This is a genomic window from Streptomyces sp. 2323.1, from assembly GCF_900221035.1.
GTDB lineage: Bacteria > Actinomycetota > Actinomycetes > Streptomycetales > Streptomycetaceae > Streptomyces > Streptomyces sioyaensis.
In genome coordinates this window covers 3,885,947-3,905,718 of sequence record NZ_LT907981.1, presented here as the reverse complement: position 1 = coordinate 3,905,718, position 19,772 = coordinate 3,885,947, and the positions used below count along the sequence as shown (strand labels likewise).

17 protein-coding genes and 1 pseudogene are annotated in these 19,772 nt (G+C 72.0%); 7 read left to right on the top strand and 11 right to left on the bottom strand.

Features of this window, described 5'->3' with window-relative positions; genetic code table 11:
* The first annotated feature begins 22 nt into the window (after positions 1-22).
* From CPH93_RS16565 to CPH93_RS16550, 4 genes are all read left to right on the top strand, one after another.
* The gene (locus CPH93_RS16565; protein WP_096213313.1) at positions 23-1,078 is read left to right on the top strand and encodes an ABC transporter ATP-binding protein; all 1,056 of its coding nucleotides are present in this window, start codon (positions 23-25) and stop codon (positions 1,076-1,078) included.
* A gap of 4 nt (positions 1,079-1,082) precedes the next feature.
* Positions 1,083-1,994 (top strand): ABC transporter permease subunit, encoded by a 912-nt coding sequence (locus CPH93_RS16560; RefSeq protein WP_093484222.1) that lies wholly within the window; start codon positions 1,083-1,085, stop codon positions 1,992-1,994.
* Between the two features lie 76 nt (positions 1,995-2,070).
* Positions 2,071-2,982, top strand: a complete 912-nt coding sequence (locus CPH93_RS16555) for an ABC transporter ATP-binding protein (RefSeq protein WP_096213312.1) — start codon at positions 2,071-2,073, stop codon at positions 2,980-2,982.
* A 79-nt stretch (positions 2,983-3,061) separates the two neighbouring features.
* Positions 3,062-3,781 carry an ABC transporter permease subunit gene (locus CPH93_RS16550; protein ID WP_162501025.1) on the top strand — a complete coding sequence of 240 codons (720 nt, stop codon included), beginning with the start codon at positions 3,062-3,064 and terminating at the stop codon, positions 3,779-3,781.
* A gap of 109 nt (positions 3,782-3,890) precedes the next feature.
* Here CPH93_RS16550 and CPH93_RS16545 read toward each other — a convergent pair.
* From CPH93_RS16545 to CPH93_RS16520, 6 genes and pseudogenes are all read right to left on the bottom strand, one after another.
* Positions 3,891-4,638: pseudogene (locus CPH93_RS16545) on the bottom strand (aldo/keto reductase).
* Between the two features lie 86 nt (positions 4,639-4,724).
* Positions 4,725-5,558, bottom strand: a complete 834-nt coding sequence (gene mltG, locus CPH93_RS16540; protein ID WP_096213311.1) for an endolytic transglycosylase MltG — start codon at positions 5,556-5,558, stop codon at positions 4,725-4,727.
* A 154-nt stretch (positions 5,559-5,712) separates the two neighbouring features.
* On the bottom strand, positions 5,713-7,002 hold the full coding sequence (locus tag CPH93_RS16535; protein WP_096213310.1) for a CynX/NimT family MFS transporter: 1,290 nt from the start codon (positions 7,000-7,002) through the stop codon (positions 5,713-5,715).
* A gap of 207 nt (positions 7,003-7,209) precedes the next feature.
* The gene (locus tag CPH93_RS16530; protein WP_096215473.1) at positions 7,210-7,920 is read right to left on the bottom strand and encodes a FadR/GntR family transcriptional regulator; all 711 of its coding nucleotides are present in this window, start codon (positions 7,918-7,920) and stop codon (positions 7,210-7,212) included.
* A gap of 175 nt (positions 7,921-8,095) precedes the next feature.
* A complete protein-coding gene (lysA, locus tag CPH93_RS16525) occupies positions 8,096-9,562 on the bottom strand; it encodes a diaminopimelate decarboxylase (RefSeq protein ID WP_173909825.1) in 1,467 nt (488 codons plus the stop codon).
* A gap of 14 nt (positions 9,563-9,576) precedes the next feature.
* Positions 9,577-9,891, bottom strand: a complete 315-nt coding sequence (locus CPH93_RS16520) for an SAV_915 family protein (RefSeq protein ID WP_096213309.1) — start codon at positions 9,889-9,891, stop codon at positions 9,577-9,579.
* 294 nt (positions 9,892-10,185) lie between these two features.
* Between CPH93_RS16520 and CPH93_RS16515 the strand changes: the two genes are divergently transcribed.
* From CPH93_RS16515 to CPH93_RS16505, 3 genes are all read left to right on the top strand, one after another.
* Positions 10,186-11,136 carry a MerR family transcriptional regulator gene (locus tag CPH93_RS16515; protein ID WP_096213308.1) on the top strand — a complete coding sequence of 317 codons (951 nt, stop codon included), beginning with the start codon at positions 10,186-10,188 and terminating at the stop codon, positions 11,134-11,136.
* Between the two features lie 107 nt (positions 11,137-11,243).
* Positions 11,244-11,486, top strand: coding sequence for a hypothetical protein (locus CPH93_RS16510; RefSeq protein WP_096213307.1), 243 nt, complete (start codon positions 11,244-11,246; stop codon positions 11,484-11,486).
* An 11-nt stretch (positions 11,487-11,497) separates the two neighbouring features.
* Positions 11,498-12,310 (top strand): rhomboid-like protein, encoded by an 813-nt coding sequence (locus tag CPH93_RS16505; RefSeq protein ID WP_096215471.1) that lies wholly within the window; start codon positions 11,498-11,500, stop codon positions 12,308-12,310.
* Here the strand turns inward: CPH93_RS16505 and CPH93_RS16500 are convergent.
* From CPH93_RS16500 to CPH93_RS16480, 5 genes are all read right to left on the bottom strand, one after another.
* On the bottom strand, positions 12,298-13,113 hold the full coding sequence (locus CPH93_RS16500) for an HAD family hydrolase (protein ID WP_093484229.1): 816 nt from the start codon (positions 13,111-13,113) through the stop codon (positions 12,298-12,300). The genes CPH93_RS16505 and CPH93_RS16500 overlap by 13 nt on opposite strands.
* On the bottom strand, positions 13,110-14,399 hold the full coding sequence (serS, locus tag CPH93_RS16495) for a serine--tRNA ligase (RefSeq protein WP_093484230.1): 1,290 nt from the start codon (positions 14,397-14,399) through the stop codon (positions 13,110-13,112). Before serS ends, CPH93_RS16500 begins: the two co-directional genes overlap by 4 nt.
* Positions 14,400-15,085: 686 nt before the next feature.
* On the bottom strand, positions 15,086-16,012 hold the full coding sequence (gene pheA / locus CPH93_RS16490; protein WP_006604331.1) for a prephenate dehydratase: 927 nt from the start codon (positions 16,010-16,012) through the stop codon (positions 15,086-15,088).
* 191 nt (positions 16,013-16,203) lie between these two features.
* The gene (gene efeB, locus CPH93_RS16485) at positions 16,204-17,577 is read right to left on the bottom strand and encodes an iron uptake transporter deferrochelatase/peroxidase subunit (protein ID WP_231977380.1); all 1,374 of its coding nucleotides are present in this window, start codon (positions 17,575-17,577) and stop codon (positions 16,204-16,206) included.
* Positions 17,574-19,754, bottom strand: coding sequence for a copper resistance CopC/CopD family protein (locus tag CPH93_RS16480; RefSeq protein ID WP_159395014.1), 2,181 nt, complete (start codon positions 19,752-19,754; stop codon positions 17,574-17,576). The genes efeB and CPH93_RS16480 overlap by 4 nt, the downstream gene beginning before the upstream one ends.
* Positions 19,755-19,772: the final 18 nt, after the last annotated feature.

Below are 19,772 nucleotides of genomic sequence, written 5' to 3'. Positions count from 1 at the left end.
ATCGTCTGGGTTGACGACCAATGTGGCGGACGCCACTACCGTCGATGCCGTGACTGTGATCGTGACCGAAAGCCTGAGCAAGCGGTTCCCGCGGGTGACCGCCTTGGACCGGCTCTCCGTTGACATCGCCCCCGGCGTAACGGGCCTGGTGGGTGCCAACGGTGCCGGCAAGTCCACCCTGATCAAGATCCTTCTGGGACTTGCACCGGCCACCGAAGGGAGTGCGCATGTCCTCGGCCTGGACGTGACCAAGGACGGCAGCACCATCCGTGAGCGGGTCGGCTACATGCCCGAGCACGACTGCCTGCCGCCGGACGTCTCGGCCACCGAATTCGTCGTGCACATGGCCCGGATGTCCGGCCTGCCGCCGACCGCCGCCCGCGAGCGCACCGCGGACACCCTGCGCCACGTCGGTCTCTACGAGGAGCGATACCGCCCCATCGGAGGCTATTCGACGGGCATGAAGCAGCGGGTGAAGCTGGCTCAGGCACTGGTCCACGACCCCCAGCTGGTGTTCCTCGACGAGCCCACCAACGGGCTTGATCCCGCCGGGCGGGACGAGATGCTCGGTCTGATCCAGCGCGTCCACCGCGACTTCGGGATCTCCGTCCTGGTGACCTCCCACCTCCTCGGCGAGCTGGAGCGCACCTGTGACCACGTCGTCGTCATCGACGGCGGCAAACTGCTGCGCTCCTCCTCCACCGATGAGTTCACGCAGGTCACGGCCTCGCTGGCGATCGAGGTCACGGACACCGACGCCCACCCGGACGGCACCGGAGCACTGCGCGCGGCCCTGGAAGGCGCCGGCGTCACGGTGACCACCGCAGCCGGCGGCGCCGAGAGCCTCGCGTCCTCCGGCCACCTCCTGTACGTCGAGGCGGCCGGCGAGGAGACCTACGACCTGGTGCGGGACACCGTCGCCGGGCTCGGGCTCGGCCTGGTCCGGATGGAACAGCGCCGCCACCAGATCGCCGAGGTCTTCCGTGACGCGGACGCGGCGCAGGCCACCCCCGCCCCCGCCGGCGCCCCGCGCGCCCTGTATGCCACCCAGGACGGAGGCGCCCACGATGTCGCCTGAGCCCATGACGTCCGAGTCCGCGACGTCCGTATCCGGCGCGCCGGGCAGCGCCTATATCCACAACATCGGCTACCGCCACTACGACGGCCCCCGCCTGGGCCGCGCTTATGCCCGCCGTTCGCTCTTCTCGCAGAGCCTGCGCGGCGCCTACGGTCTGGGCCGTTCGGCCAAGAGCAAGGTGCTGCCGATGCTGCTCTTCGCCGTGATGTGCCTGCCCGCCGCGATCATGGTCGCGGTGGCGGTGTTCACCAAGGCCGCAAAACTCCCGGTCGGCTACACCGGCTACGCCGTCTACCTCCAGGCCGTCATCGGTCTCTACCTGGCGTCCCAGGCCCCGCAGTCGGTCTCCCGCGATCTGCGCTTCCGGTCCATACCGCTGTACTTCTCCCGCCCCATCGAGCGGGGCGACTACGTGGCGTCGAAGTTCGCGGCCCTGTCGGCCGCCCTGTTCGCCCTCACCACCGCCCCCCTGCTGGTCCTCTATGTCGGAGCGCTGCTGGCGAAGATGGACTTCGTCGACCAGACCAAGGGGCTGGCCCAGGGACTGGTCTCCGTGGTGCTGCTCTCCCTGCTGTTCGCCGGGATAGGCCTGGTCGTCTCCGCGGCCACCCCGCGCCGCGGTTTCGGTGTCGCCGCCGTGATCGCCGTCCTCACCATTCCGTACGGCGCGGTGAGCGCCCTCCAGGGGATCGCCTACGTCCAGGGCAATGAGTCCGCCGTCGGCTGGCTGGGGCTGTTCTCCCCGATCACCCTGATCGACGGGGTGCAGTCGGTGTTCCTCGGCGGCACCAGCTCCTTCCCCGACAACGTGACCCCCTCGACCGGCATCGGGCTGGTCTATCTCCTCGTCACGCTCTCGGTCATCGCCGGCTGCTATGCCCTGCTGCTGCGCCGCTACCGGAAGGCCGGCCTGTGACGCCCGCCCGCCGCCGGCTGCTGCCGGGCGGCGCCCCCAGCCCCCTCACGACCCTCCGAAGGAATGGGCCGCGCCCATGACGCATCTCTCCATCGACCATGTCTCGCGCTGGTTCGGCAACGTCGTCGCCGTCAACGACATCACGATGACCATCGGCCCCGGCGTGACCGGCCTGCTCGGCCCCAACGGCGCCGGCAAGTCCACCCTGATCAACATGATGGGCGGCTTCCTCGCCCCCTCCAACGGATCCGTCACCCTCGACGGCACGACGATCTGGCGCAACGCCGGCATCTACCGCCACATCGGCATCGTCCCGGAGCGCGAGGCGATGTACGACTTCCTCACGGGACGCGAATTCGTCCTCGCCAACGCCGAGTTGCACGGCCTGGGCCGGGCGGAGGCGGCCAGGGCGCTGGCCACCGTCGAGATGGAGTACGCCCAGGACCGCAAGATCTCGACCTACAGCAAGGGCATGCGGCAGCGGGTGAAGATGGCCTCCGCGCTGGTGCACGACCCGTCCGTGCTGCTGCTCGACGAGCCGTTCAACGGCATGGACCCGCGCCAGCGGATGCAGCTGATGGAGTTGCTGCGGCAGATGGGCGACCAGGGCCGTACGGTCCTGTTCTCCTCGCACATCCTCGAAGAGGTCGAGCAACTCGCCTCGCACATCGAGGTGGTGGTGGCCGGACGGCACGCCGCGTCCGGCGACTTCCGCAAGATCCGCCGGCTGATGACGGACCGCCCGCACCGCTACCTCGTCCGGTCCGACAACGACCGGGCGCTGGCCGGTGCCCTGATCGCCGACCCCTCGACGGCCGGGATCGAGGTGGATCTCGCCGAAGGCGCCCTGCGTGTCCAGGCGGTCGACTTCGGGCGCTTCACCGAACTCCTGCCGCGGGTCGCCCGTGACCACGGCATCCGCCTGCTGACGGTCTCCCCCTCCGACGAGTCGCTGGAATCCGTCTTCTCCTACCTCGTAGCGGCCTGAGGCCGGAAAGGAGCCCTGACGCATGTCCACGACCACCCCGGCGGCCCCGCCCGCGCCCCCGCGTGCGCCCAAGGCCGCACTGTTCCACCCGACCGTCGCCCGCCTCACCTACCGCGCCCTGCTCGGCCGGCGGCGGGCCCTGATCCTCTTCGCCCTGCCCACCCTGCTGGTGGTGCTCGCCATCGCCGTCCGTGCGCTGGCCAACGCGGACGACTCCACCGCCGGCGGCATCCTGGGCGGCTTCGCGCTGGGCACGATGGTGCCGCTGATCGGCGTCATCGCCGGTACGGGCGCGATAGGCCCGGAGATCGACGACGGCTCGGTGGTCTACCTCCTGGCGAAGCCGGTGCCCCGGTCGACGATCATCTTCACCAAACTCTTCGTCGCGATCGGTGTCACGGTCGCCTTCTCCGCCCTGCCCGTCCTGTTCGCCGGCTTCCTCCTCAACGGCAACAGCCAGCAGATGGCCGTGGGGTACGCGGTGGCGGCGGCGATCGCCTCGGTCGCCTACAGCGCCCTCTTCCTCCTCTTCGGCACGATCACCCGGCACGCCGTGGTCTTCGGCCTGGTCTACGCCCTGGTCTGGGAAGCCCTCATGGGCACGCTCATCCCGGGCGCGAAGACCCTCAGCGTCCAGCAGTGGGCGCTGGCCATCGGCCAGCGGGTGGCCGCGGACGGCGCGATCACCTCGGACGTCCAACTGCCCGTCGCCATCTGCCTGCTGGTCGGCCTCACGGCCGTCGCCACCTGGTACGCCGGCCGCCGGCTGAAGGCGCTCACCCTGGCGGGCGAGGAGTAACGCCCTCCGGACGGCCGGGCCCCCGGGGCGGCAGGGCGGAAAACCGTCCATGCCGCCCCGCGAGCCTGCCGACGCATCGCGGACCCGGCCACGCTCCACCGGACAGGCCCTACGACTCCCGGCCCACAGACGTGAGCGACATGTCCGAGTACCGGTCGCCCGCTACCCGGCCGGCGATCGGCTCCAGCAGCGCCAGCTCTTCGGCGGTCAATGTGAACCGGCCGAGCGGCGAGTACGCCACGAAGGCGACCCCGAGCGCCGCGGCCGCGCCCACCGCGCTGCGCTCGACGTCCCGGCTGAAGAGCGACCACTCCGACTGCACGGCGGCGATGGGGTGCACGGCGTACGCCTCGCGCAGCTCGGCCCCGGTGACCTCGCTCAGGCCGAGGTGTTTGATCTTGCCCTCCCGCACCAGTTCGCCCATGGTGCCGACGGACTCGGCGAGCGGGACGGCGGGGTCGCGGCGGTGCATGTAGTAGAGGTCGATGACCTCGACGTTCAGCCGGCGCAGGCTCGCCTCGACGGCCCTTTTGATGTAGTCGGGAGCGTTGCGGATGGCCCGGTGGCCGGGGTCGTCGGCGGTACTCGAAACCGAACTTGGTGGCCAGGGTGATCTCGTCGCGGTGCGCGGCGACGAACGGCGCGAGGAACTCCTCGTTGGCTCCGGCGCCGTACATGTCGGCGGTGTCGATCAGGGTGACGCCCGCCTCGACGGTGGCCGCCAGGGTGTCGCGGGCCGTCGCGCCGTCCGTCTCCCCGTAGGCGGCGCTGATGCCCATGGCGCCGAAGCCCTGGACACCGACGAGCGGGCCGCCGGTGCCCAGTTCGACCGTGCGGATCTGTCCGTTCGAGTGCACTTGAAGCAAGTGCGTTCACGCGGCGCCTCCCGGGCGGGCCGGCCGCGTCAGAACTCAGCTGCCCCGCCCTGAGCCACCACCCAAGATCACTGTGACGACCGCCCCTGGGCCGCGCCACCACCCCTCGCCGCGCTCCGCTGCCGGTCGTTGAACTCCTGCACGTTCCTCAGATGCTCCTGGTAGTCGGCCGTGAAGCGGGTGTCGCCCGGGGTGACGGTGACGAAGTAGAGCCAGTCACCGGCGGGCGGCGCCCCGGCCGCCTTCAGCGCGTCCGCCCCGGGACTGTCGATCGGCGTCGGCGGCAGGCCCTGGTTCCGGTAGGTGTTGTACGGGCTGTGGAGCCGGGTGTCGGCATGGCTGGTGTGGAGCGTGCTGCGGTGCAGCGCGTAATTGAGCGTCGAATCCATCTGCAGCGGCATGTGGTGGGCGAGCCGGTTGGTGATGACCCGGGCGACCTTGCCCATATCGGCCGGGCGGTCCGCCTCGGCCTGCACGATGCTGGCGATGACCACCGTCCGGTAGGAGGAGATGCCGTCGTCGGCGAGGTGCCGTCCGGCGGTGGTGGCCATGTAGGACAGCAGCGACGCCGGGGTGGTGTCCGAGCTGACCGGATAGGTCGCCGGGTAGAGATAGCCCTCCGGATTGCCCTGGGCGTCGTCCGGCAGCTTGAGGTGCGCGCGCTTGGCGGCCTTCGCCGTGGAGCCCGCGGGCAGCTTCAGCGCCTTGTCCGCGGCGGCATAGATCTGGCCGGCCCGCTGCCCCTCCGGGACGGTCAGGCTCCGCTCGGCCTGCCGCTCGCGCAGCCACCACGCCAGGAGCAGCACCCCGAGGACGAGCAGGACGGACACCCCGGCCACAAGAAGGAGCCGGCCACGACGGGAAGCCCGCGGCCGGCGAACGGTGTGCTGAACGTCGCTCATGGGGGGCACGGTAGGTCACCTTCCTGACCGCGAAGTGGCGACCCCGTAACGCGACGTCGGAGGGCCCCGGCCTCGTCGTCCCCCGCGCCCCGCTACCTCCCTGTATGCGCCACTCCCCGCTCTACGCGACTCCCCACTCCCCTCCCCGTATGCGTTACTTCCCGCTCTCCTCCCCGATCCGCCGGTCCCGGCCCGCGCCCGTGCCCAGCAGTGCCAGGCCGGCGCAGACGGCGAGCAGCAGCACCAGGGGGACGGTCCAGCCGCCGGTGGCCTGGTGGACGGCACCGAGGACCAGGGGGCCGGCGGCTGCGAGGAGGTAGCCGCCGGTCTGGGCCATGCCGGAGAGCCGGGCGGCGGTGTGGGCGTCGCCGGAGCGCAGCACCATCATCGTCAGGGCCAGTCCCAGCGCACCGCCCTGCCCGACGCCGAGCAGCGCCGCCCACAACCAGGCGCCGGCCACCGGTGCCAGCAGCAGACCGGCGACGCCGCAGGCCATCAGCGCGGACACCGCCACCCCCAGCAGACGCTGCCGCCGCATCCGCCCCGCGAGCATCGGCACCACGAACGAACCCGCCATCTGCAACAGCGTGCTGAAGGCGAAGACCAGGCCCGCCTCGCCCTTGCCCATGCCGTGGTCGGTGAAGATCGTCGGCATCCAGGCGATGCTCACGTACGCGATCAGCGACTGCGAGCCCATGAAGAGCGTGACCTGCCAGGCCAGCGGCGAACGGCTCAACTTCGGCCCGGCCGCGCCGTGCTGCACCGGGGTGGCCGCGGCGGCGCCGTGCCGGCTGCCCCGCCGGGCGATCAGGACCTGCGGGATCCAGACGACCACGGCGACGGCGGCCAGCAGCGACCAGGAGACCAGCGAACCCTGCCAGCCGCCGAGCGCATGCTCCAGCGGGACCGCGGTGGCGGCCGAGGTGGTCGCTCCCAGGATCATCGCGGTCGAGTACAGCGCCGTCATGCCCGCGGCCCGCTCCGGGAAGTCCCGCTTGATCAGCCCCGGCATCAGCACGTTCAGCAGGGCTATGGCGGAGCCCACCACCGCACACCCGGCGAACAGCGCGACCACCGGCGGGGCGATCCGCAGCACGATGCCGCCGCACAGCGCCACCAGCGCCCCGCACAGCACCGCCTCCGTGCCCCAGCGCCGCGCCAGCTTCGGCGCGACGAGCGAGCCGAGGCCCATGAAGATCAGCGGGATGGTCGTCACCAGGCTGCCGGCGGTCGCGTTCAGCCGGAAGTGCCGGCCGATCTCACCGAGCAGCGGGGAGACACCGGCCAGCGCCGCCCGCATGTTGAGCGCGGCGAGCACGATCCCGGCCAGGAGCAGGGCGGGGTGGGCCCGCAGCCGGCGGCGGGCCAGGGCGACCGGCGGTGTCGTGACCAGATCCTCCTCGGCGTCGATCACCGCGGTTCCCCGCTCGGGTGTGCTCGGCATGCTCTGTTCCTCTCCTCCGCTTGTGTGGCTTCTCCGCCCCCTGGCACAGACATCCGAAGCGCCGCGGCAGCAGAGCGCGGCGAAAAGCGACGAAGCCTTGTGCACAGCCCGAAGGCCTGATGTGCAGCCCGGATACCTGAGGCGCTGTGCCGCCAAATTCCTGCTGTGCCACCCGAATTCCTGCTGTATCGCCCGAATGCGCAGCCCTCAGCGGGCGGACAGCAGGGCTTCCACCGCCCGCATCGGCTTCTCCAGCAGGGCGCGGGTGGCCCGCTCGGCGGCCTCCGGATCGCCCGCCGCGATCGCGTCCATGACCGCGCGGTGATCACCGTGCACGACCTTCGGCATCGCCCGGTCGTCCAGCGCGCTGACCAGCGCCTCCCGCACCGAGCTGCTGAACCAGCCGTAGGTGGCCGTCAGCGCGGTGTTGTGCGCGGCCTCGACGACGGCCTTGTGGAAGGCGATGTCGTGATCGGCGTAGAGCTCCAGGCTGTCGGCGTGCGGCCGGCCCTCCGCGTCGGCGAGGCCGGCCTGGGCGTCCAGCGCCGCCCGCATCCGTGCGAGATCGGCGGGCTCATGGCGCAGCGCGGCCAGCCGGGCGGCCTCCGCCTCCAGCGCGATCCGCAGCTCCAAGACGTCGCGGATGCCGGCACGTTGGACGCCGCGCATGATGTCGCCGGGGTCGGCCGTGGACACGACGAAGGTGCCCTCGCCCTGCCGTGAGCGCAGCATCCCGGCGTGTACGAGCACCCGCACCGCCTCGCGGACGGTGTTCCGGCCGACCTGGAGCTGTTCGGCGAGCGCATGCTCGGTGGGGATACGGGACCCCACCGGCCACTCCCCGGCGGCGAGTTGGGCCCGCAGGGCGTCGACGACGGTGTCCACGAGTGAGCGCCGTCCCGCTGCCTGCAGTGCCATGGCCGTTCCGTCCGTGTCGATGCTCTCCGGCGCCACCTCCGGGCGGCGCGACCAGTTGCCCTGTCATCCTACAACTGACGTTTTCATCGTACACGGAAGCGGTACGGGCAAGGAAAACCCCTGGTGGAGGCAGGGGCGAGGGGCCTCTACGTGGTCCCCTCGCCCCCACCCCCCCTCACAGCCCGATATCCCGCTCCTGGATGTCCGCCAGGGATTCGCGGCGTACAAGCAGGCGGGCATGTCCTGCGGTGACGGCGACGACCGGAGGCCGCCCGACGAGGTTGTAGCCGGAGGCCATCGAGAGCTGGTACGCGCCGGCGACGGGGACGGCCAGCAGATCGCCGGGCCGGACATCGGCGGGCAGCGGCACATCCGCGGCGAGCACATCCCCCGCCTCGCAGTGCCGTCCGACGACGGTGACCGGTTCCGTAGCGGCCGCCGCATCGCGCCCCACCAGCCGCGGCGCATAGCGCACCCCGTACAGCGCGGGCCGCGGGTTGTCGCTCATCCCGCCGTCCACGGCCACGAAGGTGTGGCCGCCGGTCCGTTTGACCGACAGCACCCGGTAGAGGACGACACCGGCCGGACCCGCGATGGCGCGGCCGGGTTCGACGGCGAGCCGGGGCACCGGCAGACCGGCCGCCGCGCAGCCGCCGGCCAGCTCCGCGCGGATCCTGGCGCCGAGGGAGGCGAGATCGAGCGCCGGTTCACCAGGGCGGTAGGCGACGCCGTGGCCGCCGCCGAGGTTCAGCTCGGGCAGGGTGCTGCCGTGCTGCTCGCGGATCCGGGCCAGCAGGCCGATCAGCCGTCGTACGGCCGACAGATACGGCTTGACGGTGGTGATCTGCGAGCCCAAGTGGCAGTGCAGTCCGACCAGTTCGAGGCGTGGCTGGCTGAGCACCCGGGCGATGGCGTGCTGGGCGGAGCCGTCGGCGATCGACAGTCCGAACTTCTGGTCGTCGGTCCCGGTCCGGATCTTGGCGTGCCCGCCGGCGGCGATCCCCGGCACGACCCGGATCAGTACCTTCTGCCGGCCGCCCGCCGGGACCGCGGCGGCCAGCCGGGCGATCTCCGAGGTGTTGTCGAGGGCGATCCGGCCGACGCCGAGCCGCAGTGCGGCGCGCAGATCGGCCGGGCTCTTGGCGTTGCCGTGCAGCACCATCCGCTCGGGCGGAAAGCCGGTGGTGACGGCCAGTTCCAGTTCGCCGGCGGAGCAGACGTCCAGGCCCAGGCCCTCTTCCTGCACCCAGTGCACCATGGCGCGGCACAGGAACGCCTTGGCCGCGTAGTAGACCTCGGTGTCGGGGAAGGCCCGCAGGTAGGCGCGGCAGCGCCGGCGTATCTCGTCCTCGTCCAGGACGTAGGTGGGGGTGCCGAACCGGTCGGCAACCTCGGTGAGCGGGACGCCGCCCACGGCGAGGTCGTCATGGCCGAGCGGCGTCGTGGACCCGGGCCAGACGGACAACGGCCCTTCGACGGACGGCCCTTCGACCGACGGCCCGTTGTCGGACGGCGGCCCGCTGGCGGACGGCGGCCGGGAAGTGGTGTGCGGCGGGGCGGCGTGCGGCGGGACGGTCACGCCGGTGGCCGCCGGCGCACCGACGGTCTCCCGAGCGATCGGGGGCAAGGTGTGGTGACTCATGGCAGTTGCCTCCCTCAGACGGCCCGTAGGTGGTGCCCGCGGGACACGTCGGGGACGAACCTCGGATCGACGGTCAGCACCGTCGCGCCGACGGGTTCGGCCAGCGCCCGCAGCGCGGCCTCGGAGAGCCTGACCCACGGCTGGCCGCCGCCGAGGACGGCGGCGAGCCGCTGGGGTGAGGTGAAGCCGACGGCGGTACGGCCGCCGAGCGGAGTGCGGAACAGGCGGGCCGTGCAGCCCGCGGGGCCCGACCGGACAGGGACGCACAGCAGCCCGGCCGGGACGGGTTCGACAGGCTCGGGATCTTCCGCGTACAGGGGGTGGGACACGGCGTTGCTCCTCGTACAGAACAGCGGCCCCGGACCGGGGGAAGCGCGCATGCCGGGGCTCGGCTCTGACGCTATGCCCGGGATCCGGGGTATCCGGCCGGTCACTGACGCGTCATTGACGGGTTACAGGCCCTACTTGACGCGATGCTGCCGCCCGGTGGCCGGTTGTGGGACGGCGGTGACGCAGGGGAACCGCCGGCAGGCGCGGCCCGGCGGCCTGGCGAGGATGCCTCGCCCTGCTGGACCACCCCCCTTGACCTTGACACTGTGGAAAGCACTCCACTGGAAGGCGTCATGTTCACCATCGGAGATTTCGCCAGGTACGGCCGTGTGTCGGCCCGCATGCTGCGTCATTACGACGCGCTCGGGCTGCTGCGCCCGGCCCGTACCGACCCCGACAGCGGCTACCGCTACTACGAAGCGGCCCAGCTCGCCCGGCTCAACCGCATCATCGCGCTCAAGGACCTCGGCTTCAGCCTCCAGCAGGTGGGGGCGATCCTGGCCGAGGAGGTGAGCGTGCCGGAACTGCGCGGCATGCTGCGGCTGCGGCGCGCGGAGCTGGAAGCGGCGCTGACGGCGGCGGGTGCACGACTGGCCCAGGTCGAGGCGAGGCTCCGGACGATCGAGAGTGAGGGACGCATGTCTGCCGACGATGTGGTGGTCAAGCGCACCGGAACGGTCCTGCTCGCGGAGCTGACCGGAATCGCGGCCAGTTACGGGCCCGAGGACATCGGGCCGGTCATCCAGCCGCTCTACACCGAGCTGTGCCGACGCCTGGAGACGGCCGGGGTGACCTCGGCGGGACCTGGGCTGGCGTACTACGAGGACGCACCGGCGACCGCAGCGGGAAGCGAGCCGCCCACGGAAGCCGACGAGCGGAGCGCCGGGCCAGACAGCGGCACCACGGCGGCCCCCGGCAATGAAGCCATCGTCGTCCACGCCGGGATGGTGATCACCCAGGAAGCCCTCGACAAGGCCGGTCTCCCGGCCGACGGCAGCGCCGTGACGGCCGGCGCCGACGGTCCCGGCTTCGCGATCGTCACCCTCCCCGGCCTCGACTGCGCCGCCACGGTGGTCCACCGCGGCCCGATGAGCCGCATCCTGCCGACCGCCCAGAACCTCGCCCACTGGATCGACGCCAACGGCTACCGCTCCGCCGGCTACGCCCGCGAGCTCTACCTGGAGTGCCCACCCGACCAGGAAAAATGGGTCACCGAACTCCAGGAGCCGGTGGTTCGGGTCTGAGCACGGACGGGCGTCCTTTTCCCGGCCCCCCTCGTCCTGGGGTCCGCGCGCCCGTTGCTTCCGGCCTCTCGCCCCCGGCGGTGCAATCCGCCACGCGCTAGCCTCGAATGGTGAAAATCGACGGGAAGCCTGACCGAACGGTCCGCGGGGGAGCCATCGGCCATCTCCGCGGCGTCCGCACCGGTTTCGGTGCCCCCGAGCGCGGGCCGGCGCGGGCGCTCCGGCTCGACATCCGTACGCCGCCCGCCGAACTCGTCGCCACCGGCGAGGCCCTGGCGGCACACCCCGCGGTGGCCTTCGCCCGTGCCGTCACCGTGCCGTCCACCCCCACCCCCCGAGCCCGCCGCTGATGGCCCCCCTCATGGAGCCACCCCGCCCCGGTCTCCGGAAGCTTCCCCGCAATCCCGTGTTCTGGGTGAGGGAGTGGGTCCGCAGCAGTCCCGGTACGCATATCTGGCTGTTGGTCATCGGCGTCACCAGCCTGGTCATCGCCTCTGCCTCCGAGGGGCTGGGGCAGTTCCTCGTCCATCGCACCAGCAGCAACATCCACGAGCTGAACGAGCATCCGCTGCCGTCGTTGCTGATCAGCGGGTTCTGGATCGAGCGCCCCGAGTCCTTCCTGCTGTACGTGGTGATGTTCGAGCTGCTGCACGCCAACGTGGAGCGCTGGACGGGGACCGCGCGGTGGCTGCTGACCGTCGGCGGTGCGCATATCGCCGCCACCCTCGCCAGCCAGGAACTCGTGCTGCTGGCCATCGAGGGGCACCGGCTGCCGCGGTCGATGACCCATGTGGTGGACATCGGCGTCTCGTACGGGCTGGCGGCGGCCGCCGGGGTGCTGACGTACCGGCTGCGGGCGCCCTGGCGCTACGTGTACTTCGGCGGGGTGCTGGTCTTCTTCGGTATTCCGCTGGTGACCGGTGCGACCTTCACCGACTTCGGCCATGCCATCGCGCTGACCATGGGCTTTGCGGCCTGGCCGCTGACTCCGGCGGCGGCCGCCGAGACGTCGCCGCCGGACCCGGCACAGGGGCCGGAGTCCGCCGAACCGGACGGACGGCCTCCCGCGGAGTCCGATCCGCCGGGCGGTCAGGACAGGCCGGGTGGCCAGGACAGGCCGGGCGGTCAGGACAGGCCCGGCAGGCAGGAGAAGCCGGGCGGTCAGGAGAGGTAGAGCCGCTCCAGCACCACCGCGACGCCGTCCTCCTCGTTGGAGGCGGTGAGTTCGTGCGCGACGGCCTTCAGCTCGTCGTGGGCATTGGCCATCGCCACGCCGTGTGCGGACCAGGCGAACATCGGGATGTCGTTGGGCATATCGCCGAAGGCCAGGGTCTCCTTGGCGGTGACTCCCAGCCGGCGGGCGGCCAGCGACAGGCCGGTGGCCTTCGACAGGCCCAGCGGCAGCAGTTCGACGATGCCCTCGCCGGCCACCGTCACCCCCACCAGATCCCCGGCGACCTGACGCGCGGCCAGTGCCAGCGCATCGTCGTCCAGGGTCGGGTGCTGGATGTAGACCTTGTTGAGCGGGGCCGTCCACAGCTCGCCGGGGTCGTCCAGCAGGACGTTCGGCAGCGGGCCCTCCTGGACGCGGTAGCCGGGGCCGACCAGCACCTCGCCCTCCAGGCCGTCCCGGCTCGCCGCCAGATACAGCGGACCGGTCTCCGCCTCGATCTTGGACAGCGCCAGACCGGCCAGCTGGCGGTCCAGCGTCACCGACGTCAGCAGCCGGTGCTCACCGGCGTGGTAGACCTGCCCGCCCTGGCCGCACACCGCAAGGCCCTTGTACTCCAGGGCGTCGAGGATGTGCCGGGTCCAGGGCACGGCCCGGCCGGTGACGACGATGTGCGCCGCGCCCGCCGCGGTGGCCGCGGCGAGCGCCTGGCGGGTGCGCTCGGAGACGGTCTCGTCGTGGCGCAGCAGCGTCCCGTCGAGATCCGTCGCGATGAGCTTGTAGGGCGGCGGAGCAACTGCGCTCACTTGGCGACGGGCTCCAGGATCTCGCGGCCGCCCAGGTAGGGACGGAGCACCTCGGGGACGCGCACCGAGCCGTCCGCCTGCTGGTGGTTCTCGAAGATCGCCACGATGGTGCGCGGTACGGCGCAGAGCGTGCCGTTCAGGGTCGCCAGCGGCGAGACCTTCTGCTTGCCGTCGACGTTCTCGCGCATCCGGACCGAGAGCCGGCGGGCCTGGAACTCGTCGCAGTTCGACGCCGAGGTCAGCTCGCGGTACTTGCCCTGGGTGGGGATCCACGCCTCGCAGTCGAACTTGCGGGAGGCGGAGGCGCCGAGGTCACCGGTGGCGACGTCGATCACCTGGAAGGGCAGCTCCAGACCGGTCAGCCACTGCTTCTCCCAGTCCAGCAGCCGCTGGTGCTCGGCCTGCGCGTCCTCCGGCGTGACGTAGGAGAACATCTCGACCTTGTCGAACTGGTGGACCCGGAAGATGCCGCGGGTGTCCTTGCCGTAGGTGCCGGCCTCGCGGCGGAAGCACGGCGAGAAACCGGCGTAGCGCAGCGGCAGCTTGGCCGCGTCGACGATCTCGTCCATGTGGTACGCGGCGAGCGGGACCTCGGAGGTGCCGACCAGGTAGTAGTCGTCCTTCTCCAGGTGGTAGACGTTCTCCGCGGCCTGGCCGAGGAAGCCGGTGCCCTCCATGGCGCGCGGGCGCACCAGGGCGGGGGTCAGCATCGGCGTGAAGCCGGCCGCGGTGGCCTGCGCAATGGCGGCGTTGACGAGGGCGAGCTCCAGCAGCGCGCCGACGCCCGTGAGGTAGTAGAAGCGGGAGCCGGAGACCTTGGCGCCGCGCTCGACGTCGATGGCGCCGAGCAGCTCGCCGATCTCCAGGTGGTCCTTGGGCTCGAAGCCCTCGGCGGCGAAGTCGCGGATCGTGCCGTGCGTCTCCAGGACCGTGAAGTCCTCCTCGCCGCCGACCGGTACGTCGGGGTGGACGAGGTTGCCGAGCTTCAGCAGCAGCTGCTGGGTCTCTTCCTTGGCCTCGTCCTGGGCGGCGTCGGCGGCCTTGACGGCGGCGGACAGCTCACCGGCCTTCTTCAGCAGCGCGGCCTTCTCGTCGCCGGAGGCCTTGGGGATGAGCTTGCCGAGCGACTTCTGCTCGGCGCGCAGCTCGTCGAAGCGGACGCTGGACGACCTGCGCCGCTCGTCGGCGGAGAGAAGCGCGTCGACGAGCTCGACGTCCTCTCCACGGGCGCGCTGGGATGCGCGCACACGGTCGGGGTCCTCACGGAGCAGGCGAAGGTCAATCACACCCCCAGGCTACCGGGGCCACACCGCGTCACTCGACGCGATATTCCACGGCGCGGCACTTTGTCCGTTTTGGGGTGTTTATTCCGCTTAGGGGTGGGGGGAGGAAAGCGACGGAAAAGGCGTGCGCATTCCGGGGTGCGGAGGTGGCCGGTGCGGTTTTCGCGGCGTCCGGGGTGAGGGGTTCGGCGGCCTGGGTGCCTGTGATCCACTGCGTGGGGAGCGGTAGTTGAGCGGGGCCTCGGGTGGGTGCCGGGTGGGGGCCCGGAGCGCTGTTATCCCCCGGGATTCCCTCGGTTGTCCACAGGTGCTGGGGGTTTCTGGATTGTTATCCACAGCCTGTGTGTGAGATCTGTGGAAGTCGGAGCAGTTCATTCCGCTCCCGAAATGCTCAGCTATGGATTCCCAGTACAAACCCCGTTCACGCACTCTTTCGTGTGGGATTGCCTCGCCCTAAAGGATTGATCACCTGAATTGTGCTGACGCTGTCCGACGTGGGGTGCTGTGGAGTGAAGTGCGGTCAGTAGGGCGATTTGTCGACTGTGTCCGGTTCGCATGTCGACTTACCCACAGGTCGAGAACCGGGCCTGTGGATAACTTTGTGGATAACCCACAGCGCCGCCAAAGCCGCAGGTCGTGCCCTTCCGCAGGGTCCGGTGGCCGGGCCCGTAAAGAGGCGCAGCGACCGCTCAGCCCCGCCCGTCCAGACAGCGCGCCAGCCAGTCCGACGCCTCGGTGAACGCCGCGTCCGTCATCTCCCGGCGTACGGTCGGCGGCACTTCGTCCGCCCGCGGGTACGAGCCGAGGAACCGCACCTCGCGGCAGACCCGCTTGAGCCCCATCAGGACCTCGCTGACCCGGCGGTCGGTGAGATGCCCCTCGCAGTCCACCGAGAAGCAGTAGCGGCCGATGCCCTCGCCGGTCGGCCGGGACTCGATCCGCATCATGTTCACGCCGCGGCCCGCGTACTCCTGGAGCAGTTCCAGCAGCGCACCGGGGTGGTCCTCGGCCAGCCACAGCACCACCGAGGTCTTGTCCGCGCCGGTGGGCGAGGCGGGCCGGGCCGGGCGGCCCACCAGCACGAAGCGGGTGGCCGCGTTCTGCGCGTCATGGATGTCGGTGACCAGCGGCTCCAGGCCGTAGGTGCCGGCCGCGAACTCGCCCGCGAACGCGCCGTCGTAGCGGCCCTCCTGCACCAGCCGGGCGCCGTCGGCGTTCGAGGCCGCCGACTCCCATACGGCCTCCGGGAGTTGGGCCGCCAGCCACTTGCGCACCTGCGGCTGGGCGACCGGGTGCCCGGTCACCGTCTTCACCTCGCTGAGCGACGTACCGGGGCGCACCAGCAGCGCGAAGGCGATCGGCAGCAGCACCTCGCGGTAGATCATCAGCGGCTCGCCGGAGGCGAGTTCGTCGACGGTGGTGGTCACCCCGCCCTCGACGGAGTTCTCGATCGGCACCAGCGCCGCGGCGGCCTCACCGGCGCGCACCGCGTCCAGGGCGGCCGGCACCGACACCATCGGCACCAGCTCGCGGGTGGCCGCCTCGGGCAGGCTGCGCAGCGCGGCCTCCGTGAAGGTGCCCTCGGGGCCGAGATAGGTATAGCGACTGGCCGACATGGATCAGGACTCCCTCGCGAAACTGCGGGGGCACCCCGCCGATCTACTCCTGCCCTGCCACGATAACCGGCCCGTGCGGCGGCCGGACCGGACTTCCGCGGTGGGCGGTTTCCGGGACGGGCCGGGTGCGGGTTCGGGGCCGGGCGCCGGCCGGCCCCGGGTCGGGGCCGCGTCCCGGGCGGGCCGGTTCCTCAGCCCTCCAGCAGGGGCCGGCCCACGTAGCCGCCCGGCTCCGCGGCCGGCGGCACCGCGAACAGTCCGCTCGCCTCGTGCCGCAGGAAAGGCGACAGCGCGTCCCCGCGGTCCAGCTTCCGCTGGATCTGGGTGAAGGCCCGCAGCGGATCGGCCTGCCAGCAGACGAAGAGCAGCCCGGCGTCCGGGGCGCCGTCCTCCCGGAAGCCGTCATGGAAGGAGAACGGGCGGCGCAGCAGCGCGGCACCCTGGTTGGAGGCCGGCGCCGCGATCCGCGCATGCGCATTGGCGGGGATCACCGGCAGCCCGTCGGAGCCGGTCGCGTCCAGCCGCATCGGGGTGGTCTCGGAACCGCCGGTCAGCGGGGCCCCGTTGTCCTTGCGGCGCCCGATGACCTTCTCCTGGTCGTGCCGGGAGCGCTTCTCCCAGTCGTCCAGCAGCATCCGGATCCGCCGGACGACGGCGTACGACCCGCCGCGCATCCAGGCCTGGTCGGCCTCGCGCCCCACGAAGATCCGCTCGTCGAAGTCCTTGTCCGACGGCTTGGGGTTGTTGGTGCCGTCGATCTGCCCCATCAGATTGCGGGCGGTCCGCGGCTGCGCGGTGGCGCCCGGGGTGCGGTTGAAGCCGTTCATCTGCCAGCGCAGCCGGGCACTGCCGGCCGCGTCCTTCTGCAGCGCACGCAGCGCATGGAAGGCGACCAGGGCGTCATCGGCGCCGATCTGGATCCACAGGTCGCCGTTGCTGCGCTTGGGGTCCAGCGCATCGGCGGAGAAGTCCGGCAGCGGGTCGAGCTGTACGGGGCGCCGCTTCGTCAGCCCCGTACGGTCGAAGAAGCTGTGCCCGAGGCCGAAGGTGACGGTCAGCGAGGACGGGCCCGCGTCGAGCGCGACCCCCGTGTCGGCATCCGGGGTGCGCCCGGCCATCAGCTCCTCGGCCGTCCGCGACCAGCGGCGCAGCAGGGCGGCCGCGGTCTTGCGGTCCGCGTCCGGGGCCAGGTCGAAGGCGACGAGATGGCCGGTGGCCTGGAGCGGGGTGGTGATACCCGCCTGGTGCCTGGCGCGTGCCTCCCGGAACGCCACCTCGGTCGAGCCGATGCTGGTCAGCGCGGTGGGGGTGGCATCCTGCGCGGCGGTGACCGCGAGCGCACCACCGGCCCCGCCGACGACCAGCCCGGCCGCACCCGCCGCGCCGACGGTGCCGAGCAGCCGGCGGCGGGAGAGCTCCGGGGCGGGGGACGCGCCGGTCTCGGGGGCCGGGGTGGCGGCCGGCGCGGGGACGCGTCCGCCGCCCTGCCCGCCGGTCCGGGTGCCGGGGTTCCGCTTGCCGGTGGCCTTCTGCGTGGCCTTCTTACCGGAGGTCTGCTTGCTCATCTGCCGATCTTCACGTTCTTGATCTCGGTCACCTGGTCGATGTCGGAGGTCCGGACGACCAGCGACACTTGCCACTGCCCGGGGACCGGCAGCCGGACCCCGCTCACCCGCCAGCGGCCCTTGCCTGCCTTCCGGGGAACGGCCGGCAGCGGCCCGAGCTTCTTGGCCTTCTGGGTGAAGGAAATCTTCACCTCGGGGACGTCCATGGCCTTGCCCGACGGGTCGGCGAGCCGCAGTTGCAGCGTATTGGCGGCGGTGCTGCTCCCGGGGGCGAGGGCGAGGCGGGCGGTGCCCTTGCCGTGCGGGCCGCCGGTGTCGAACGGGATGGTCAGCGCCTGCGGCCGGGCGGTCGTGGCGGACTGCCCGCCCGAGGCGGCCTTGACCGCCTCTTCGGTACGGGCCGGTTCGGTGGCGGTCAGCACGGTGGTCACCACGAGCACGACCGCCGCGACCGCCGCCTCGGCCAGCACGGACCGGCGCAGCCCCAGCCGCTCGGGGTCGGCATCGCGCTCCCGCTTGGTGCGGGCGCTGTCCAACGCGGCTTGCTGGCGGGCCAGTTGGGCGGCGCGGGTGGGGTTGGGGGTGTCGGTGGCGGCGGGGGTCTCGTCGGCCGCGGCCGTGGACTCGGTTCCGGATACGGTTCCGGGCCCGGTCCCGCCCTCTGCCCCCGGGCCGGTGGTGCGGACCGGGGCGGTGGTGGCGGTGACAGTGGCAGCGGCCGAGACACCGACGGTGGCCTTCTTCGCGCCCGTTTCCGCATCTGCGTCGGCCGCGGTCTCCTCCTCGACCTCCTCGGCCGCCTCAGCCTTCTCGCTCGCCCCGGCCTCCTCCGTAACAGAGGCCTCCTCCGTAACCTCAGCCGCCAGACCCTCCGCCGCCGGCACCTCCGCCAGCCGCCCCGTCCACCGCCGTGACACCCAGGCGATCCCGACGAGCACCACGACCAGCCCCGCCTTGAGCAGCAGCAGCCACCCGTACGTGGTGTCGGTCAGCGCGCGCCAGGTGCCGACCTGCCGCCAGGACTGGTAGACGCCGGTGGCGACCAGCACCAGCACCGAGCCGAACGCGATCCGCGAGAAGCGGCGTACGGCGGCCCGCTCGACCGGCGGGCCCCAGTACAGGGACGCCACCAGCGCCGCCAGCCCGCCGAGCCAGGTGGCGACCGCGAGCAGATGCAGCACATCGACCGGCATCGCGACGGCGGTCTGCAGACCGGTCGAGGCGTGCTCGGCCATCGCCCAGGTCGCGGCGAGCCCGATGGCGATGATCAGGCCACCGACGCCGAGTCCGAAGGCGAGGTCCTTGCGCTGCCTGGCCAACGCCGTGGCATCCCGCGGCTCCACGCCCGGCTCCGCCGGTTCCAGCGTCCGCGCGTACGCCCCGAAGAGCACCGCCACGAGCAGCGCCGCGGCGGCGAGCAGCAGCAGCCGGGAGACCAGCGCGGCACCCGGCTTGGTGATCAGGACCTGCTGGAGGCCGCCGAAGTCGAGGACATCGGCGAGATCGCCGGACCCGGTATAGGGGGTGCGCAGCAGCAGCATCGCGACGGTGGTGCCGGTCAGCAGTGCCCAGCCCTGGACGACCAGCCGCTGCACGGACCGGACCAGGGCCGCGGCCGGCCGGCAGGCCACCACGAAGGCGGCACCGCCGACCAGCAGGACGAAGCCGGTGTACGCCAGCGCCCGGGCGATGCCGTAGAGCGCGCCCACCAGGCCCCCGCCGGCCTTCTGCGCGGGAACGGCGGCGGTGGTCTTGGAGGGCGCGCCGACCGAGAAGGTGAAGGCGCCGGAGACGGGGTGGCTGTCGGCGGAGACCGCCTGCCAGGCGACGGTGTACGTACCGTCGCCGAGCCCCGCCGGCAGCCCCGCGCCGTATTTGACGACGTTGCCGCTGCTCAGCTTGAGCAGCTTGCCGCGGTCCACCCGCTTGCCCTTCGGGTCCAGGACCCGGATGGAGTCGTCGCCCATGGCGACGCCCTCGGAGAAGGTGAGCGCCACCTGCTCGGGGGCTCGGTCCACCACCGCACCCTGCGCGGGGGTGCTGCCGGTCAGCGCGGCATGCGCCGAGGCCGGGGCGGCACCGCCGAGCCCGCCGAGCAGCGCGCCCGCCAGCGCCACCGCGACGACCAGCAGGCGCAGCACGGCGGACCGTCCCGGCCGAAGCCCGGTGGTGACCATAGTGATCGCTCCCCTACT

What these genes read in the sequence shown, in the direction of transcription:
- CPH93_RS16555 (WP_096213312.1), top strand. Translation starts at nt 2,071, where the DNA reads ATGACGCATCTCTCCATCGACCATGTCTCGCGCTGGTTCGGCAACGTC.
- pheA (WP_006604331.1), bottom strand. Translation starts at nt 16,012, where the DNA reads ATGTCGGCCAGTCGCTATACCTATCTCGGCCCCGAGGGCACCTTCACG.
- lysA (WP_173909825.1), bottom strand. Translation starts at nt 9,562, where the DNA reads ATGAGTCACCACACCTTGCCCCCGATCGCTCGGGAGACCGTCGGTGCG.
- CPH93_RS16505 (WP_096215471.1), top strand. Translation starts at nt 11,498, where the DNA reads ATGGAGCCACCCCGCCCCGGTCTCCGGAAGCTTCCCCGCAATCCCGTG.
- mltG (WP_096213311.1), bottom strand. Translation starts at nt 5,558, where the DNA reads ATGAGCGACGTTCAGCACACCGTTCGCCGGCCGCGGGCTTCCCGTCGT.
- efeB (WP_231977380.1), bottom strand. Translation starts at nt 17,577, where the DNA reads ATGAGCAAGCAGACCTCCGGTAAGAAGGCCACGCAGAAGGCCACCGGC.
- CPH93_RS16515 (WP_096213308.1), top strand. Translation starts at nt 10,186, where the DNA reads ATGTTCACCATCGGAGATTTCGCCAGGTACGGCCGTGTGTCGGCCCGC.
- CPH93_RS16530 (WP_096215473.1), bottom strand. Translation starts at nt 7,920, where the DNA reads ATGGCACTGCAGGCAGCGGGACGGCGCTCACTCGTGGACACCGTCGTC.
- CPH93_RS16480 (WP_159395014.1), bottom strand. Translation starts at nt 19,754, where the DNA reads ATGGTCACCACCGGGCTTCGGCCGGGACGGTCCGCCGTGCTGCGCCTG.
- CPH93_RS16510 (WP_096213307.1), top strand. Translation starts at nt 11,244, where the DNA reads ATGGTGAAAATCGACGGGAAGCCTGACCGAACGGTCCGCGGGGGAGCC.
- CPH93_RS16560 (WP_093484222.1), top strand. Translation starts at nt 1,083, where the DNA reads ATGACGTCCGAGTCCGCGACGTCCGTATCCGGCGCGCCGGGCAGCGCC.
- CPH93_RS16535 (WP_096213310.1), bottom strand. Translation starts at nt 7,002, where the DNA reads ATGCCGAGCACACCCGAGCGGGGAACCGCGGTGATCGACGCCGAGGAG.